Annotated in this window: 13 protein-coding genes and 1 riboswitch; of the genes, 2 read left to right on the top strand and 11 right to left on the bottom strand. The window is 62.4% G+C overall.

Annotated elements, in window-relative coordinates; genetic code table 11:
• Positions 1-36: 36 nt before the first annotated feature.
• The 11 genes from AC4GYV_RS05065 to AC4GYV_RS05015 all read right to left on the bottom strand — a co-directional run bounded on the left by AC4GYV_RS05065 (position 37) and on the right by AC4GYV_RS05015 (position 11,118).
• Positions 37-1,164, bottom strand: a complete 1,128-nt coding sequence (locus tag AC4GYV_RS05065; protein ID WP_491099568.1) for a homoserine dehydrogenase family protein — start codon at positions 1,162-1,164, stop codon at positions 37-39.
• Complete coding sequence (gene metB / locus AC4GYV_RS05060; RefSeq protein WP_491099567.1) at positions 1,164-2,339, bottom strand: cystathionine gamma-synthase; 1,176 nt, start codon at positions 2,337-2,339, stop codon at positions 1,164-1,166. Before metB ends, AC4GYV_RS05065 begins: the two co-directional genes overlap by 1 nt.
• Positions 2,336-3,310 carry a homoserine O-succinyltransferase MetX gene (gene metX, locus AC4GYV_RS05055; protein WP_491099566.1) on the bottom strand — a complete coding sequence of 325 codons (975 nt, stop codon included), beginning with the start codon at positions 3,308-3,310 and terminating at the stop codon, positions 2,336-2,338. Before metX ends, metB begins: the two co-directional genes overlap by 4 nt.
• A 77-nt stretch (positions 3,311-3,387) precedes the next feature.
• Positions 3,388-3,507, bottom strand: a riboswitch (SAM riboswitch).
• 99 nt (positions 3,508-3,606) lie between these two features.
• Positions 3,607-4,230, bottom strand: a complete 624-nt coding sequence (locus AC4GYV_RS05050) for an N-acetylmuramoyl-L-alanine amidase (RefSeq protein ID WP_491100391.1) — start codon at positions 4,228-4,230, stop codon at positions 3,607-3,609.
• A 91-nt stretch (positions 4,231-4,321) separates the two neighbouring features.
• Entirely contained in the window at positions 4,322-5,197 is an 876-nt protein-coding gene (locus tag AC4GYV_RS05045; protein ID WP_491099565.1) for a CheR family methyltransferase, read from the bottom strand.
• Positions 5,188-6,228: a chemotaxis-specific protein-glutamate methyltransferase CheB gene (cheB, locus tag AC4GYV_RS05040; RefSeq protein ID WP_491099564.1), complete on the bottom strand. Its 1,041-nt coding sequence runs from the start codon at positions 6,226-6,228 to the stop codon at positions 5,188-5,190. Before cheB ends, AC4GYV_RS05045 begins: the two co-directional genes overlap by 10 nt.
• An 82-nt stretch (positions 6,229-6,310) precedes the next feature.
• Positions 6,311-6,676, bottom strand: a complete 366-nt coding sequence (locus AC4GYV_RS05035) for a response regulator (RefSeq protein WP_116861842.1) — start codon at positions 6,674-6,676, stop codon at positions 6,311-6,313.
• Positions 6,677-6,732: 56 nt separating this feature from the next.
• Positions 6,733-7,173 carry a chemotaxis protein CheW gene (locus AC4GYV_RS05030; RefSeq protein WP_491099563.1) on the bottom strand — a complete coding sequence of 147 codons (441 nt, stop codon included), beginning with the start codon at positions 7,171-7,173 and terminating at the stop codon, positions 6,733-6,735.
• Positions 7,170-9,518, bottom strand: coding sequence for a chemotaxis protein CheA (locus tag AC4GYV_RS05025; RefSeq protein ID WP_491099562.1), 2,349 nt, complete (start codon positions 9,516-9,518; stop codon positions 7,170-7,172). Before AC4GYV_RS05025 ends, AC4GYV_RS05030 begins: the two co-directional genes overlap by 4 nt.
• A 72-nt stretch (positions 9,519-9,590) precedes the next feature.
• On the bottom strand, positions 9,591-10,454 hold the full coding sequence (locus tag AC4GYV_RS05020; protein ID WP_491099561.1) for a CmcJ/NvfI family oxidoreductase: 864 nt from the start codon (positions 10,452-10,454) through the stop codon (positions 9,591-9,593).
• Between the two features lie 4 nt (positions 10,455-10,458).
• Entirely contained in the window at positions 10,459-11,118 is a 660-nt protein-coding gene (locus AC4GYV_RS05015; protein ID WP_491099560.1) for a histidine phosphotransferase family protein, read from the bottom strand.
• 87 nt (positions 11,119-11,205) lie between these two features.
• On the opposite strand from AC4GYV_RS05015, the gene AC4GYV_RS05010 reads away from it, so the two are divergent.
• Together AC4GYV_RS05010 and rpoH are read left to right on the top strand one after the other, a co-directional pair.
• On the top strand, positions 11,206-12,156 hold the full coding sequence (locus tag AC4GYV_RS05010) for an RluA family pseudouridine synthase (RefSeq protein WP_491099559.1): 951 nt from the start codon (positions 11,206-11,208) through the stop codon (positions 12,154-12,156).
• A 69-nt stretch (positions 12,157-12,225) separates the two neighbouring features.
• Positions 12,226-13,134, top strand: a complete 909-nt coding sequence (gene rpoH / locus AC4GYV_RS05005; protein WP_491099558.1) for an RNA polymerase sigma factor RpoH — start codon at positions 12,226-12,228, stop codon at positions 13,132-13,134.
• Positions 13,135-13,181 lie beyond the last annotated feature (47 nt).

The raw sequence follows: 13,181 nt of genomic DNA, 5'->3' as shown, positions 1-13,181 counted from the left end.
ACACGCGATATAGGCGAGCGAGAAGGCCGTTGCGAGTCAGCGTATCGGTTGAGCGTCCCGACCTGCCCACGCATTCAAATTAAGAACGTCATCGAGCAAGGCAGCAGCAGTAACTTCTGCCCCGGCACCCGGCCCCTGTATGACCAGCGGCTGGGTTGAATAGCGGTCAGACCAGATCGCAACGCGATTGTCGGTCCCTCGACCGCCGGAAAGGGGATCGTTACTGCTCAGGATCTCGAGGCCGACGCGCGCGCAACCATCCTGGAGCCGAGCCACGAAGCGAAGGGTACCCCCTTGTGTACGAGCTGCCTCTAGTTTTCTTTGAAGCGGCGCATCGAGCAGAGCGAGTTTCTCCAGGGCCTCGGCGCGCGTTAGTCCAGCTAGCGATGAAGGCACCAGCGACGCAACGTCAACGCAACTGCTCTCAAGGGGGAAACCTGCTGCCCTCGCGAGGATCAGGATTTTCCGGCGCACATCTTCGCCTGACAAATCCTCTCGTGGGTCCGGCTCGGTATAACCCTTCGCATGGGCCTCGCGGACCAGCGCCGAGAAGGGCTGGGTTCCGTCGAACCGGTCGAACAGCCAAGCAAGCGAGCCGGACATGACTCCCGCGATGGCATGGATGCGATCGCCGCCTTCCTGCAACTCACGCAGCGACCTCAGGAGCGGCAGGCCCGCTCCGACGGTCGCGCGATCTCCGAACCCTGTTCCACGACGCTCGCAGGCCGCCTGGATCTCCTGCCACAAGGACAATGAGCTGCCAGCTGCGATCTTGCATGCCGTAGCGACATGGATGCCGGCGTCGAGCAACGCAGGGTGGTTCGCCGCAACGTCCCCATCGGCGGTGGCGTCGATCAGGATGCGGACACCTCGGTCGCCCAGCGCGGAGAGCACCTTCGATGGCGGTGGGGCTGCGCCGGATCGGGGGGCGTTCGCTAGCGCTGCCGCGCAGTGCGCTGGATCGAGCCCATCCGGATCCTGCAGCCATGCCCGTGTGTTGGCGGCGAATACGAGGTTTAGACGTCCGCCGAAAGGAGTTCCGCGCCATTCGCTAAGGCGCTGAAGAACGGCAAGGCCGACAGTTCCGCTGCCAAGTAGCGCAACTTTCGCAGGTGAAGCGCTAAGGGCATGGGCGCCGTCGATTCTGATAGCTTGTGCGAACATCAACAGGCTTCCTTGAGAATGTTGGACGCGGCCCGATCGAGGCCGGCGAGAAGGTCGGCGATGAGATCGTCGGTATGCTCGATACCGACCGAGAGGCGGAGCAGGCCTGAAGTGATCCCAGCGACCTGCCTTGCTGCCTCGTCCATGGCGGCATGAGTCATCGTCGCCGGATGAGCGACGAGACTTTCCACGCCGCCCAGAGACTCAGCGAGCGAGAAGCATTCGAGGCCATCAACGAAGCGCCGGACTGCTTCTTCGCCACCCGCGAGCTCGAATGAGATGAGAGCGCCGAACCCGTCTTGTTGCTTAGTGGCGATCCCGTGTCCGGGATGCCCAGTGCAGCCCGGATAGTGAAGCTTCGAGACGGCGCGATGTTGGCCCAGGATTTCGGCGATCTGAGTCGTATTCTCCTGGTGAACTCGGAGGCGCGCGTCGAGCGTTCGAAGACCGCGGAGCGTGAGGAAAGAGTCGAACGGCGCGCCTACGACGCCGAGCGCGTTGCCCCACCAGGCCAACTGTTCGAGGACCGCTGAGTCGGCCGCGATAACCGCTCCCCCAACGACATCGCTGTGACCGTTGATGAACTTGGTGGTCGAATGAACCACGATATCGGCGCCATGCTCGATCGGGCGCTGCAGCACTGGTGAGAGGAACGTATTATCAGCGACGACGAGTGCGCCAACTGCCTTCGCGGCCTTCGCCACCTCTTGGATGTCGGTGATTCGGAGAAGTGGATTGGATGGTGTCTCGATCCAGACCAAAGCAGGCTTGCTGCGAAGCGCCTCTCGCGCTGCATTCAGGTCGGTGAAGTCGACCACCTCCAGCTCGAAGGCGCCCTTGGCCGCTAGCGCTTTGAACAGGCGCCAGCTTCCGCCGTAGCAATCGTGAGGGACGAGCACCCGGTCAGTTGGCTTCGTCAGCGCCTGGAGCACCAGCGTGATGGCCGACATCCCCGTGGAAGTAATCACCCCCCCGACGCCGCCTTCGATGCTCGCGATTGCAGTGGCGAGCTGATCGCGCGTCGGATTCCCGGTGCGGCTGTAATCGTAGGCGCGCTTCTTCCCGAACTCCTCGAACGTGAAGTTCGCGGAAAGCACGAGTGGAGGAGTTACAGCTCCGAAGGCTGAGTCGCAGTCGATGCCCGCGCGCACGGCACGGGTTGAAAGGTTGGTCATTGTGATGCCTCCAGAGAGTTCAGGAAAGTTCGGATGATCGTCGCGATCGCGGTTTCTTCCTTCAGGAAGGCGTCGTGACCGTAGATCGATTGGATGCAGATGAAGCGGCTGCCCGCGACGCCGTTCGCAAGCGCTTCGACGTCTGACGCGGGCACCAATTGGTCGCTGTCGACCGCTACGAACGTAGACGGGACGGCGACTGCGCCGGGTTCGATCCGATGGAGATCAATCGATTCAGAAAGCCGACGATAGGCAGCAGCGCTCGTGCGCACGCTGTGCTTTTGCCCCATGTGATCGAGGTAAGGCTGGGCACTCGCACGAGCCTTGTTTCCCTCGATCGCAGAAGGTGCTGCGAAGCGTCCCGCAAACTCTTCCGGTGTGCGGTAAGTGAGAATCGCCATTTTCCGAGCCAGTGCGACCCCGGCTTCTGGCGAGCCCAGTCGCTCGCCGAGCTCAACCGCCTCGCGCTGCAGTGCGCGCTGAGCACTGGTGAAAGGATGAGAACGGTGAGCTGCGCTGATCGCAAGCAGTGCTAGAATGCGTTCGGGCGCTATCGCCGCGCAGTGCATGCCGACCATCGCGCCATAGCTTGCGCCGACGAAGGACGCGCGACCGGAAATGCCGAGCTCGTCCAGCGTCGCGAGTATGGCTCGAGCCTGGTCCGACGAGTCGATGGGGCAATCCAGAGCGCCGTCAGCGCCAAGCCAGTCAATCGAAAGCAGGCGGTAAAAAGCAAGGCTAGAAGACTGGCTTTGCCACCAACCGTCCGCCGGATCGCTTGCGTTAGCCAGTGCGTGGCGATCTGCGGAGATCCCGCCGGCCGCGATGACCAGAGGTGCATCTTCGGGCCCGGTCAGCTCGTATCGGATCTGCAGGTCAGTGCGACCCGAATGAACAAGATCGATCGTCGCGCGGACTTCGCCTCGCGTACCGCCCGATGCTTCTGTCTTTATCCTTGTCGAAACCGTCACGCCCCAGCCCTGCTTCCTCCGTCGAGGCTTGCGGGGTGGCGGACAGCGCGGGCGTCAGTTCTCATGCGAACTCGCCTCAACCATCTGCCGGTGGACCTCAGGTCCCCGCAGGACTTGGCACCTTTGAAGTGGGCTGTCGCTCACTCCCGGTTGCCCCGGCTTCAAAGGGCCTGTCCCTCAGCCGGTCTCGATGGATGTCTCGCGAAATGGCTTGCGGCGGGGTTCGTGTCAATCCGTCAGGGAAATAGGTGGGAATGCCAAAATAGGAATGGCAGCTAATTAAGCCTGACCTCCTCTCACTGCGGCCGAGGTAACAGCAAAGCGAGCAGTTTGGCACGGCATTCGCCGTCGATGATTCCGTCGATCAAGTCAGGACGGAACCTGCGCTGGAAAGCAATGACCGCCTTTTGCTCATCGGTGACATCGTAGCCGAAGCGTTCGAGCGCGAGCAGGAAGCCCGCGTCTGTCCAATAGGGATCGATCAGGTCGCGCGTGGGGCTTGGCAAGGCAAGCCGCCGCTTGGCCAAAGCGGCCCAAGGAAAAAGCTCGCCGGGATCCTCCTTGCGCGACGGGGCCACGTCGGAGTGGCCAACGACGTCTCCGCGTCCGATGCCGTGCCGCTCCTTGATGTCGGCGACTAGCGGGATCAGCGACGCGATCTGCTCATCTGGAAAGGCTCGATACCCAAACTCATGGCCAGGATTGACGATCTCGATCCCGACGCTCGCAGAATTGACGTCCGTGATCCCGCGCCAGCGCGACTTTCCTGAGTGCCATGCGCGCTTCGTTTCATCGACGAGGCGATAGACCGACCCGTCTTCGTCGACGAGGTAATGACAAGAGACCTTCGCTTCCGGCGAGGTAAGGCGGTCCAAGGCCCCCTGGCAATCCGGCATACCCGTATAGTGAAGCACGATCATCGAAACCGGCAGCACGCGCTCGTCGAAATTGGGCGAAGGAAGTTCGATGAAGTCGAGCACGCCCTAAAGGCGCACAGCTATGGCTGTACGGTCAACCCCCGGTCGCAACGCGGCGGTCTGGTCCGGATCTTTTTTCCACGCAGCTCCCGTCCCCAACGAGCCGGTAAAGACCGCGCGCATTGATGTCCGCGCCCAGCTTGTTGGTCTGCCCAATCACCGTCTCGCCCGCCCCGAGCATGAGCCAGCCGTCCTCCGCCATCGAGGATGCAAGGCGCTCGAAGGCCAGCGTCTTCTTCTCTGGGTTCAGGTAGAGCAGTACGTTGCGGCACAGCACGATATCGAAGCCACCCGGATGTGGCGGCGGTTCGAGCAGATTGTGCACCTGGAAGCGGATCGGCTTGCGCAGCGCCTCAACCGAACGCCAGCCGTCCGGGCATTCCTCGAACCATTTGATCATCTGGTTGATCCCGAGCCCCCGCTGCACCTCGAACTGTGTGTAGATTCCGGTACGGGCGCGATCGACGCATGAGTTCGACACATCGGTGCCCAGGATGTCGATGGTCCAACCCGCCCACTTCTGCGGCTCTTCGGCGAACAGCATCGCAAGCGAATAAGTCTCCTGCCCCGTCGAGCAACCCGCGGACCAGATGCGCAGCCGCTTACTTGCATGCCGCCGCTTTGCCAGCTCAGGCAACGCATGCCGCTGGAGCAAATCGAACGGCGAGCGATCGCGGAAGAAGTAGGTCTCATTGTTGAGCAACGCTTCGACGACCTGCTGCGACAAGCTTGGTTCCTTTCCCATAACGAGAATGGTGATCAGCTCATCAAGGGTCGCGATGCCGCGCTCGCGAAGAAGCGATGAGAGTGCAGTCTCGATGCGCCAGCGACGGCTCATCGTCAGTTGCTGGCCGGTACGCGCCTCGAGCAGACCGGCAAGGATCCGGCTCGAACTATCACTTATCTGCAAGTCGGATGCTCCTCGGTACGCCCACTAATCCGCCGCGCGATCTTGTCCGGTGACAGAACCGCGCAGGCGAGACCTGCTTCGAGCACTGCCCTCGGCATGCCCCACACGGCACTGCTCGCCTCGTCCTGCGCGATCACTGAGCCGCCGCACGCAACCATGCGCGAGGCGCCCTCGACGCCGTCACGGCCGATACCGGTCAGGATGACGCCCAGCGCACCGGTGTTGAAGACTGCCCCGACCGAGGCGAACATTGGATCGACAGACGGCATGCAGCCGCTGACGCTGCGGCCATGAGTCAGACGCACCGCCATGCCCTTGCCCGCCGGTTCGACGGTCAGGTGCGCGTCGCCCGGCGCGAGCAGGATGACATCGGGCCGAAGCCGCATGCCATCCTCGGCCACAACACATTCGCGGTTCGCGATCACTGCGAGCTGCCGCGCAAACACCGGCATGAAGGGGGGCGGAAGATGCTGCGTGACCAGGATCGGAACGCCGATCCGCTTGGGCAGGCTGTGAAAAAGTACGCCAAGCGAATGGATTCCGCCGGTCGATGCGCCGATCGCGAGAATGTCGATCGGATCGGCCGGCATTGCGCGCAGCACGGGCTTCGCACCAGGCTTCGACGCAGCTGCGCGCCCGATAACCGGCGCGGTCGCATAGCCGAGCGCCTTGAGCTTGCTCAGCAGGATTTCGGAAAAGCGGCCGTTGAACTGGCCTTTACCCGGCTTGGGCAATGTATCGGCCGCGCCCTGCGCAAGTGCGGCGATGGTCTGCTCAGCGCCTTCCTCGGCCACTGACGAGACGATCATGACCTTCGCACCGCCCGCAGCGGCAATGATCCTAGGAATCGATTTGAGACCGCCCGCACCAGGCATCTCGAGATCGAGAATGACGATGTCGACCCGGACCTGGTCGAGCGCGTCGATCGCGTCTTCAGCCGTACCGGCAACGGCGCAAATCTCAAACTCAGGGTCGCTTTCGACCATCCGCGACAAAACTGCCCGTGCGACCGTTGAATCGTCGACGATCATCAGGCGAATTCGCCTTCGTGACGGTCGCGGGTCCTGGAAGGGGTCCCGCGATCTGGCGAGCGCCCGATCCATCTTCAGCAGCTCAGGCTACGCCGACCAGCTGAAGCTTGATGTGAAGCGTCTCGCGATCGAAGGGCTTCATGACATATTCGTCGGCGCCTGCTTCCAGCGCCGCACGGATGTGCGCCATGTCGTTCTCCGTGGTGCAGAAGACGACCTTCGGTTGATCGGAATGACCGCGCTGGCGGAGGAGCTTCAGGAATTCCATCCCGCTCATGACCGGCATGTTCCAGTCGAGCAGCACGACGTCGGGCATCTTGGCTTCGCAGCGGGTTAGTGCTTCCTGACCGTCGCCGGCCTCTTCAACCTCGAACTCCAACGTTTCGAGGATGTGACGGGCAACCTTTCGGATCACCTTGGAATCATCGACGATCAAACAGCTCTTCATGCTTCGGCTTTCCGCTTCAATGGCGATGTCATTAAACTCGAAGGGTAACGAATAACTTAAGCTGCAGCCTTGGCCTCGACGCCGGCGACCAGGGCGCCCACATCGATCAGCAGCAACGGTCCCGTCTCGGTCTCGACCATGCCGAGCGAGACGCGCTCCCAGCCCTCGCCCATGGCTGCGCGGACGGCTTGCGGTTCGGAAACGGCTTCGACCACGTCTTCAACCAGGTCGACGATCAGGGCGTAATGATGACCGTCCAACTCGACGACCGCAGCTTCGCGAATGCCGTCCGAGCAATCGGTCTCGCCGAGCTCCAGGGAACGCATGCAATCCACGACCGTAAGCACGCGGCTGCGGAGCGCCGAAAGGCCGGCGATATGCGGCGCGGCGCGCGGAACCGGGATCAGGGTGTCGAGCTCCACCACGGACTCGACGGCGGCGGCCGGAAGGGCGACGCGTTCGCCCGCGATGGTCACGACCAGCAGAAGCTCGTTCACTTGCCCCTCCCTCCGCTGACCGACTTCAACGCAACCAGGAGGCCGGCGCGGTCGTAGCGATAGATGCTGTCGTCCGCCTTGCTTGCCGCCTCCGGCTCGGTGCGTAGCCAGATGGTTTTCTGGTTCGCCTCGTCCGGAAGGTCTTCACCCTGGCAGGCGATGACGATGTCCGCTTTCTCACTCTCGGTCTCATCGTCGATCACGCGATAGCCGACGGCCTCGACCAGCGGCCGCAGCATGTTCTGCATCCAGGGATCCCAGACCGGAACGAGACAAACGAGCTGCTCGGTCTTCCGGGCAGAAGCGCCGATGTGGCTCGAGAAGAGCCAGTGCGCGTCGACCAGCTCGGCCGGCTCGCCGTTGACGAGCGATACGCCACTGACCTCGCCCGGCCGCTCGGCATGAATCACGTCGTTGTCGATGGCGGCGAAGTCGATGACCTCGGCGAAGGCATAGCCGATCTCGTGCGCTCCATCGTTCAGGCGGAAGAGTCGAACCTTCTCGCCCTTGAGCTGATCCGGCTGAGCACCCGCCAGCGGCAGAAGGACGTCGCCCACCTGCACCCGGAGCTGACCGGCGGCCTCGCGGATGGCCGTCACCGGGACCTCCTCGATGCGGTCGACGACCGCCAGGCGAAGCGCGCGGCGTCCGCCGTCCAAGCCGCGGAACAGCAAGACGGGTGTGGCGAACGTTTCGTTCGACGTCGCGCTTTCCGCAATCCTCGCTGACCTCTCTTGCACCTCCAGACGAACGCCGCCGACTTCCGCCAGACCGGCAGGATCGAACAACAGAATTGGACTTCCGTCGTCAGCCAACGTCGTGCCGGCATAAAGCCCAGTGGCCATCACGGCCGGGGCAGCTGGCTTCACGACCAGCTCCTCGTGGTCATGGATGCGATCGACGGAGAGCGCGTAGACGTCGCCGCCCGCGGGACGGAGCACGATGAGCGTGCGGTCCTTCGGCTCAACGCGGCTCTCGAGGCCGAGAATGGTTGCCAGCGAGACCTCCGGGACGCGGCGGCCGCGGATGGTGGCTACCCCTGCCCCGCCAAGATGCTCGAGCGTCACCGATTCACCGTTGGCGCGAACGATCTCGTCGATTGCGGAGCGCGGGATCGCGAAATGCTGGCCTGAAATCGAGACCGTCAGCGCGGGGATGATGGTCAGCGTGAGCGGAACACGCAACGTCATGCGTGTCCCCTCGCCCGGCCGGCTATCGACCTCGACGATGCCGCCAATTCGTTCGACGTTTGAACGGACCACATCCATTCCGACGCCACGGCCGGAGATTGATGTGACCTGCTGCGCCGTCGAAAGTCCGGCCTCGAAGATCAGCGCCAGCTGCTCGCGTGGAGAAAGTTGCGCCGCGTCCGCCTTGCTGATGACGCCATTGGATACCGCCTTGTCGACGAGCCTCTTGCCGTCGATCCCGCGCCCGTCGTCCTGGATATCGATCAGGATCTGATTGCCCGACTGACGCGCCGAAACGGACAGAAGTCCGATCTCGCGCTTAGCTGCCTTCAGGCGTTCTGCCGGCGTTTCAATACCGTGATCGACTGCGTTTCGGATGATGTGGGTCAGCGGATCGCGGATCATCTCGATCATCTCGCGATCGAGCTCGACGTCGCCGCCCTCGATATCGACTAGCACCTGCTTATTCAGCTCGGCGCTGAGGTCGCGGACCATGCGCGGAAGACCGACAAAAAGATTCTCTATCCGCTGCATGCGGGTCCGCGTAATCGCGTCGCGCATTTCCGCGATGATCGTCGAGAGCCGCTCGAATGCGCCGTCCACGGGAACATCGGTCGCCGATTCACGAAGGCGGCGAGCCAGCTCGTTTCTGGCGAGCACCATGTCGGACACAGTGCTCATGACCCGATCGAGCAACTCGACGGAAAGCCTGATCGTACGTGGAGCGGAAGATGCTTTCCCCTGCCCTTCGACGGCGGTCACGACATGCGGAGCCGCAGCACCTTCAGCGCCGGGAGCCAGCGCCGCAATCAACGCGCTGTCGTCGCCGGCTGGCATGTCCTCGCCAGCCTCGATTGCACCGACCATCTCCGAGATGCGGTCGATGATGCCGAGCACCGCGCTAACCAGCCCGGCATCGGGAAGCCGGCGGCCCGCGCGGCAATCAGCCAGCGCATCCTCGGCAGCGTGGCTCAACGCCTCAAGCCGCGGGAATTCGAAGAAGCCGCAATTGCCCTTCACCGTGTGGACAAAGCGGAAGATGCTATCGAGGCGCGCGCGGTCGTTCGGCTCCGCTTCCCAGGCGACGATCTCGCCGCCCAGCGCTTCGAGCATTTCGCGGCATTCGGCTACGAAATCGGCAATCAGATCGTCCATCGGCGTAGAAAGCCCTCAGCGCTGCAACGCAGAGGCTTATGCCGAGCAGGTGTTAATGCCGCGTTATCCCTGTCAGTCGCGCAGAATGATTACCCCGACGCGATGCTCGCAGCTCTGGCGGACCTCGGCATCGCTAGGGGCACCGGGGTCCGCGAAGGCCGTGTGAAAAACATTCTGCGGCCTCGCGTCCGGTCGATCCTTCCAAAACTCGTTCAGCTTGAAGGCGATCAACTCGTCGCCCGTCACTTCCGGATAATAATACCACCGTTGGCCCGCATCGAACTTCAGCGACAGGTGGTTGCTGACACGCCCTTCGGGAGCAATGCCGGTCATGGCGCTCGGTAGGATGTCCGATCGCTTGATGCTGTTCGGCTCGCATAAGGCGAGCGGCATATGACGTAGCGGCTCCGACATGTTCGTGGTTCGCCAGAAGTCGATGGACATGAAGCCCTCGACCTCGTGGCGCTCGTATGACTTTCGCCACCAGGCCTCTCCCTCTTCTGAAGCGAAGGCACGCACGTTGAGCGCATAAGCTTCGGCGGTTAGCGGGCCGTCTGAGTGGACACCCGTCGCATAAAAGGGCGTCGTCGTGTCGCGACCGCGACGGGTAATCCGCGGGAATTGCTGAACTTCGATACGGCGGCCCGGAAGCAGACGCTCGCGAACGATCGTCTCAATCTCGGCGAGATAGATCGACGCGATATCGTTGTCCCAGTCCCTAACCGCAGTCGCATGGGGAAGCATAACGAAGCCATGGTCGGCGAAGAACTGCGCCTCGGACTCCGCCGTCGATTGAAGATCGCGCGCATCGCGGATCTCGAAGGGCGGATAGCTGCGCCTGTGTTCCGGCAGAGGCGCCGCGGTGACGTCGATCAGGGGCGCTGCGTCACCTTGATAATCAGGAGGTAGGAAGCCGTTGAGCTGAACCTGCACCATCAGGTCAGGATAATGGCGGAAGCGTCGCTCCGATCAAGAGTATCGGGCTGGAAGCGTCGGACAGCTGGATCGAGCCACCCGCCTCGGCCGCCAAGCTATGCGCAAGCCAAGCACCAGCTGCGCGCGGCTCAACGCCGCCGCCGTTGGCGCCACCGCGCGTCAGCGTTTCGCGAAGCACCGGATCGAGGAGGATCCGCGGGCCTTCGGCCCGGATGACCAGCTCGACAACACCGTCACGATTCTCGGCACCGACGTCCAAACGGCCGCCGCGAACCAAAGCGTCACCGGCCAGCAGGGCCAGGTTGAGCAGCAGCTTCACCGCGCCCTTCGGCAGCTTGCTCTCGCTGACCACCCAACCGAGTTCGATCCGCCGCTCCGGTCCGAAAACGCCTTCCAAGGCCACTTCAGCCTCGTGCGTGTCGATTTCTTCACCGAAGCCGCCCGCCGCGCCGAACGCCAGGCGGAAGAACTTCAGCTTGTTCGCGGATGCGCGCGCGCTGTCTTCCAGCAATTCCAGGCACTTCTCGCGCATTTCAGGATCTTGCTCGTCGGCGAGCAATTCGATGCCGTTATTGAGCGCCCCGACGGGCGACATCAGGTCGTGGCAAAGCCGCGAACATAGCAAGCTGGCGAGGTCGACCGCGTTCATCACTTCCGTGTCCATGGGGCAGACTTAAACAGCAAACAAGGTTAAGAGTTGTTTACCAACCACGGCATTGAAACGCCGGCGTTCCAACCCATATTATTGTTCGTGGGGGGTAGTCAGACGATCGACATTCGCCTGCAGCCTGCCCATGCAGGCTGGCGCCTGGACCGTGCGCTTGCCGACGCGGTCCCAACGCTCTCGCGTGAGCGCCTAAAGGCATTGATCCGAAGCGGAGCCGTTGAGAGCTCTGGCAAGTTGCTTCGCGACCCTGCTACGAAGGTCGCCGGCAACGAAAATTTCCGAGTTGAGATCCCGGAACCGGAACCCGCGCACAACGAGCCGCAAGATATTCCGCTGAAGGTGGTATTCGAAGACGAGCACCTTCTGGTCGTCGACAAGCCAGCGGGCCTGGTCGTCCACCCGGCAGCTGGCAATTTGGGTGGCACGTTGGTCAACGCCCTGCTCCACCATTGTGGGGGCAGTCTGTCAGGGATCGGTGGCGTGGCCCGCCCGGGCATCGTCCACCGGATCGATAAGGACACTTCGGGCTTGCTCGTGGTCGCTAAGACCGACGTGGCGCACGAAGGTTTGGCAAAGCAGTTCGCGGCCCACTCGATCGACCGGCGCTATCTGGCGATTCTAACCGGAGTTCCGAAGGCGAGCGAAGGAAAGGTCGACGCTCCGCTGGCCCGTTCGGCGACGAATCGCAAAAAGATTGCCATCGTCGAGGGCAGCCGCGGAAAACGAGCGGTGACGCACTGGAAGAGGCTTAACGTTCTGAAGGATGCCGCGCTGGTTGAATGCAGGCTGGAAACGGGCCGTACGCACCAGGTTCGGGTGCACATGTCATCCATCGGCCACCCTCTTCTGGGCGATCCAGTCTACGGCCGTTCGGGAAAGACGCACGGCAAACTGCTGAAGGATTTAGGATTTCATCGGCAGGCCCTGCATGCGGCGGAGCTTGGGTTCACGCATCCTGTGACGAAGCACAGGTTATCGTTCTCAAGTCCCATGCCGCCTGACATGCAGGAACTGTTCAATGCGCTTGGTGTATAGGAATTAACTCGCTAGGGCGGATCCCCAGTCTTATTGGGCCGCCCTTCGTAAGGGAGAAGACGGAAGAAAATGGCTAGTCAAAAAGGGATTGTCTCGCTCCCGGCGTCCGGCGGGGAGGCCGGACTCAACCGCTATCTCGCGGAGATCAAGAAGTTTCCGATCCTCTCCCCCGAGGAAGAGTACATGCTCGCCAAGCGTTGGCGTGAGCATGGCGATACCGAAGCGGCGGCGAAGCTCGTCAACTCGCACCTGCGGCTCGTGGCGAAGATCGCCATGGGCTACCGGGGTTATGGCCTGCCGGTCAGCGAGTTGATCAGCGAAGGCAATATCGGGCTGATGCAGGGCGTGAAGAAGTTCGAGCCCGATCGGGGCTTCCGCCTCGCCACGTATGCGATGTGGTGGATCCGCGCTTCGATCCAGGAATTCATCCTGCGCTCGTGGAGCCTCGTGAAGATGGGCACCACGGCAGCGCAGAAGAAGCTGTTCTTCAACCTTCGCCGCATGAAGAACCAGATCGACGCCTTCGAGGAAGGCGACCTCAAGCCGCAGGATGTTACCAAGATAGCGACCGATCTCGGCGTCAGCGAGGAAGAGGTCATCTCGATGAACCGCCGCATGGGAATGGGCGGCGATACGAGCCTCAACGCTCCTTTGAAGGGCGATGAAGGCGCGGAGAACCAGTGGCAGGATTTCCTTGTGGACTCAGGTCCGCTGCAGGACGAGCTGCTCGCCGAGGACGAGGAGAGTCAGGTTCGTCACGACCTGCTCGTCTCCGCCCTCGAGAGTCTCAACGATCGCGAGAAGCACATCCTGATGGAGCGTCGCCTCGCCGATGAGCCGAAAACTCTCGAAGAGCTGAGCCAGGTTTATGGCGTCAGCCGCGAGCGTATTCGTCAGATCGAAGTACGTGCCTTCGAGAAGCTGCAGGCCGCTCTGCTGCGACTTGCCGGTGAACGACGGCTGCTTCCTGCAGCTTAGGCCTGTAGGTTCTCCGAATAGACTTCCGACAGTGTGTGGGCGTTGCT

The sequence above is a fragment of the Sphingomonas sp. SP4 genome, assembly GCF_058313375.1.
Note: the sequence above shows the minus strand (reverse complement) of the source record. Positions and strands in the feature narration are given on the sequence as shown.